This window comes from Halanaerobium sp. (genome assembly GCF_003070835.1).
In genome coordinates this window covers 1-4,521 of the sequence record NZ_QBLR01000279.1, presented here as the reverse complement: position 1 = coordinate 4,521, position 4,521 = coordinate 1, and the positions used below count along the sequence as shown (strand labels likewise).

Below are 4,521 nucleotides of genomic sequence, written 5' to 3'. Positions count from 1 at the left end.
AACTGATTGCACAACAATTAACTACATTATATAAGGAAGTGGGAAAATGAATTCTACAGCTAAAGGAGATCGGCCGCATATTGCAGTTTTTGGCAGGCGTAATGTTGGTAAATCTTCTTTGATTAATAAACTTACAAATCAGAAGCTGGCCCTTGTTTCCAGTCAGCCGGGGACAACTACCGATCCGGTCTACAAGGCAATGGAAATTTTGCCAATTGGCCCGGTTATGATGATCGATACAGCTGGAATAGATGATCAGGGTGAGCTCGGAGAGATGAGGATCAAAAAGACCAAAGAAATTATGCGCAAAACTGATCTGGCCCTGCTGGTGATTTCAGCCGTGCAGGGAGCAGGAGATTTTGAGGCGGAACTAATCGAAGAGTTTCAGGCTAGAGAAATTCCTTTTATTACAGTTTTAAATAAATGCGAGCTGCTAAAAGCAGAGGAAGAAGAAACTGCAGCTTTAATGGAAATCAGAGATTTTGCTGAAAGTTATCAGCTTGAGTTTTTAAAGGTAAGCGCAGAAAATGAAATCAACATTGATCAAATTAGAGAGAAAATTGCTGCAGAAATGCCGGTTGATCAAAGCCGAAGTACAATCATGGGAGACTTAATTGATCCTGGAGATACTGTGATTTTAGTAACTCCAATCGATAGTGCAGCTCCAAAGGGAAGACTTATTCTGCCTCAGGTGCAGACAATTAGAGATATTCTGGATCATGATGCAGTAGCTCTGGTTACCAAAAAGGAAGATGTAAGCTCAGAAATTAATAAATTAAAAGAGAAACCGAAAATTGTAGTTACAGATTCTCAGGCTTTTGAGACTGTCTCAAAATCAGTCCCTGAAGATATATTATTAACCGGGTTTTCTGTGCTTTTCGCCCGCTATAAAGGTGATCTTAAAACTTTTGTCCGGGGAGCTAAAATGATGGAAAAACTTAAGGCTGGGGACAGGGTACTGGTAGCAGAAGCCTGCACTCACCGCCGCCAGCAGGATGATATTGGAACAGTAAAAATTCCAAACTGGGTTCACGAAAAAATTAGCCCGGAGATTGAATTTGATCATGTTTCCGGCCGTGAATTCCCAGAAAACCTCAATGATTATAAAGTGATTCTGCACTGCGGCAGCTGTATGCTGAATCGGAAAGAAGTTTTATCCAGATTAAAAGAGGCAGAAAAAGCCGGGATTCCAGTTATTAATTATGGAATGGGAATTGCCTGGCTGCACGGGATTTTAGATCGGGCCTTAAAACCCTTTCCTGAGGCTCTAGAGCTCTGGCAGCAGAAACAGAAAAATATAGATCAAAAAGATATAGAAGAGGTGGTTTAGGTGAATCAATTTAGAATAAAAAGGCTGGTCGATCAGGCATTTGAGCAGGCTGAATTAGCTAAAGAAGATATTAAAGCTCTGCTGACTGCAGACATTGATGAACTTGATTATCTGCTGCAGCAGGCTGATCAGAAAAGAAAGGAAGTCTGTGGTGATGAGGTTCATCTGCGGGCGATTATTGAGTTTTCAAGTTACTGTAAGCAGAACTGTCATTACTGTGGACTGCGGAAAGATAACCACGAGCTTGAGCGCTATCAGTTAAAAAAAGAAGAAATTATTGAGACGGCCGGGATGGCAGCTGAGCTGGGCTATCAGACAGTTGTGCTGCAGTCAGGTGAGGATGAATATCCGGCAGCTGAAATTGCAGAAATTATTAAAGAAATTAAAAATACTACTGATATGGCTGTCACTTTGAGTTTGGGAGAAAGAGATTTTGCGGCTTATAAACTCTGGTGGGAAGCCGGTGCTGACCGCTATCTTTTAAAACACGAAATAGCCGATCAGGCCCTTTATGAAAAATATCACCCAGGGATGAGCTATCAAAATCGAATAGAAAGTCTAAAATATTTAAAAACAATCGGCTATCAGATCGGCAGTGGTGTAATAATTGATCTTCCGGGACAGACTCCTGAGATTTTGGCTGAAGATCTGCTGCTCTCACAGGATTTAAAACTTGATATGATTGGCTCCGGTCCCTTCATTCCTCACGAGCAGACACCGCTTGCTGAAAGTAAAACTGGTACAGTGGAAATGACCTTGAAATTTACAGCTTTGAGCAGACTGCTGCTGCCGCTGGCCCATATCCCGGCCACAACAGCTCTCGGAACAATTGATGCCGAAGGAAGGCAGAAAGCTCTGCTGGCAGGTGCCAATGTAGTAATGCCCAATGTAACTGATTCAAAGTATCGGGAAAAATATCAGATTTATCCCGAAAAAATTTGTGTCAACGAAGAGGCAGGAGACTGCAGGCAGTGTATTGGAGGGATTATCGCTTCTCTGGGGCGAGAAGTCAGTCAGACTAAGGGTCACAGTTTAAGATAATCTGCTAATGATGCTAAGAAAATATTAAAACCAAATTATGTTTTAGTTTTACAAAAAACTCCCGCTTAGGTAGAAGCATTTAGAACTGCTGCTTTTACTGGCGGGAGTTTGATTTATTTTAAAAGATAAAATTTTTTATAATTTAGATATTTATTTTTCTTTATCTTCTTCTGCTTCGACCTTTTTTTCTTCAGCTTTTGAACTTCCATTTTCATTATTGCTGAAATCCAGAGCCTTGTTTGTTGCTGCAAAATATTCAGTCTCAGGTAAATAAATATTATTTTCGCCAACTTTTTCAGACAGACCAATTTTTCTAAACATCTTAAGAATCTTTTCGTTGACCCCCGTTAGCATTACCTCACCACCACTGGCCTGAACCTGATCGATAAATTCCTCTAAAACTCCAATGATGGTGATGTCAACTCTCCTTACATTGCGAAAACGGATAATAAAATCTGTGTCTTTGGCAAAAAAATCTTCCAGCTGCTCTTTTAAATCATCAGCAGCACTAAAATGAACAGCTCCTTTGAGATCGACTACTCTTGCCTGTTTCGCTGAAATCTCAGATTGATCTGCATCTTCGTGATGAGCATGGTGGAGGTGATATCCCTTGTCTCCTTCTTTTTTATCATAGTAGAGCATTTCGATATCTGCTTTTTTAGAAATCTGTAGAACAACAACCAGCGAAACCATAACTCCAAAATAGATTGCCTGGTCAAGGTTGGGCAGCACAATTGTGGCGGTAAAAGTTGACCAGAAAATTAAAGCATCTCCTCTGGTGGTTTTCATATTTTTAATAACTTCTTTAAAATCCGCAATTCCTAATGCAGCAGCTATAACCAGACCTGCCAGCACAGCAACCGGAATGTAGGCTAAAAGTGGTCTAAAAAACAAAATGAAAATTATAATCGAAAGGGCACAGAAAAACTGAGAGATTCTGTGTCTGGCGCCAGCACTTAAGTTGGCAAAGGTATTGGAAAAAGAAGCTGAAATCGCAAAGGCACTAAAAAAAGAAATAACCATATTGCTGATTCCCTGGCTTCTAAATTCTCGGTCAAAATCAGGTTCCTCATCAGTTTTTAAAGAAATTGCCTGCAGGACCGCCATTGTCTGGATCAGTCCTAAAAGAGCTATAGAAAAAGCCTTGCTGTAAAGCTGGCCGACTAGATGCCAGTCAAAGTTTATTAAATTAAAATCAATAATTCTTTTTGGAATTTCGCCAACTAAAGAAATTGAGCTGTTCAGCCCGCTTGCTGCCGTAAAGATTGTCATAATAGTAACTGTCAGCAGATATTCAGGAAGTTCTTGTTTGAGGCGTGGGATTAGGTAGATTAAAATTAGAGTTAAAAGTCCAACCCCAAGGTTGATATAATTAATCTGCTCAAAATTTTTAATAAACTGCCAGCCTTTGGTGATGACATTGGAGCCTGAAACGCTGACCCCGGTGAAATTTTCGATCTGAGAAAAAAGAATTAATACTGCAGCTCCATGTGAAAGGGCAACAACTACTGGATGGGATACATATTTGATTAATTCACTTAGATTAAAACTGACCAGTAAAAACTGAAAGAGTCCGATTAAAAATGTAGTTAAAAATATAATCTCCAGATAATTTTCACCCTGAAAATTACTTAAACTACTAAACAGGGCAACGGCCATCATATTTGTTGGACCGACAATCACATATGATGAGAGATTAAAAATAGAGGCGGTGAGCATTGAAAAAATGGAAGCATAGATTCCATAAATTGGATTTATGCCCAGGATTAAAGCATAGGCCATATTTTGCGGCAGAGCAATGGTGGCTGTTGTTAATCCACTTATCATATCATTTTTATACTTTTTAAATAGACTTTGTATATTTTGCACGGTATTCACCCCGGCTTTTTTGAATTTAATTTTAACTTTGCTTATAGTTTAACAGGCCAGCCAGAAACTTTCAATTGAAATAGGAAATTTAAAATAAATTTACATCTGAAAATATTGATTGCTATCTACTTGTTAGTGTAAAATAAAAGTGGGATTTAAGAATTGATTTATGTAAATAGGCAGGAATTTTAAAACAAATAAAGAAGGAGCCTCACAAGGACAAAAAATCAAAGAAAGGAGTGAGGCCCCTTGGAACTTAATTTAAGAATATTACAAAATGA

At 39.0% G+C, this 4,521-nt stretch carries 3 protein-coding genes; 2 read left to right on the top strand and 1 reads right to left on the bottom strand.

Annotated elements, in window-relative coordinates; all coding sequences use genetic code 11:
- Nucleotides 1-46 precede the first annotated feature (46 nt).
- Nucleotides 47-1,330: a [FeFe] hydrogenase H-cluster maturation GTPase HydF gene (hydF, locus tag CI949_RS17335; RefSeq protein ID WP_108142221.1), complete on the top strand. Its 1,284-nt coding sequence runs from the start codon at nt 47-49 to the stop codon at nt 1,328-1,330.
- Nucleotides 1,331-2,371, top strand: coding sequence for a [FeFe] hydrogenase H-cluster radical SAM maturase HydE (gene hydE, locus CI949_RS17330; RefSeq protein ID WP_108142223.1), 1,041 nt, complete (start codon nt 1,331-1,333; stop codon nt 2,369-2,371). It begins immediately after the preceding gene.
- 150 nt (nt 2,372-2,521) lie between these two features.
- Here the strand turns inward: hydE and CI949_RS17325 are convergent, their stop codons facing one another.
- On the bottom strand, nt 2,522-4,240 hold the full coding sequence (locus CI949_RS17325) for a SulP family inorganic anion transporter (RefSeq protein ID WP_108142225.1): 1,719 nt from the start codon (nt 4,238-4,240) through the stop codon (nt 2,522-2,524).
- Nucleotides 4,241-4,521 lie beyond the last annotated feature (281 nt).